Source organism: Halopseudomonas sp. Lyrl_26, from assembly GCF_051948695.1.
Classification (GTDB): Bacteria; Pseudomonadota; Gammaproteobacteria; order Pseudomonadales; family Pseudomonadaceae; genus Halopseudomonas; species Halopseudomonas formosensis.
On the sequence record NZ_JAYJLH010000042.1, the window covers coordinates 1 to 337 of the forward strand.

Annotated in this window: 1 protein-coding gene; it reads right to left on the reverse strand. The window is 62.0% G+C overall.

What is annotated here, in order from left to right:
- Positions 1-81 precede the first annotated feature (81 nt).
- Positions 82-337, reverse strand: a 256-nt coding sequence (locus VF673_RS15020) for an electron transfer flavoprotein subunit beta/FixA family protein (protein ID WP_440292527.1), incomplete at its 5' end; no start/stop codon positions are given.

Sequence of the window (337 nt, forward strand, 5' to 3'; positions counted from 1 at the left end):
GCCTGGGCGGCCGCCACGGTGTTCAGGGTGGCGGCATTCAGTTCGGCGTTGTTGTGTTCAGCAATAACCAGAATCGTCATGTCAGATCACCTTGGCTTCGTTCTTCAGTTTGTCGACCAGCTCGTCCACGGTCTTGACCTTGATGCCGGCGCTGCGGGCAGCCGGCGCTTCGACCTTGACGGTGCTCAGGGTGGAGGCGGTGCTCACGCCCAGCTCTTCCGGCTTGAGGGTCTCCAGCGGCTTCTTCTTGGCCTTCATGATGTTCGGCAGCGACGCGTAGCGCGGCTCGTTCAGGCGCAGGTCGGTGGTGACGATGGCCGGCAGTTTCAGGTCAACA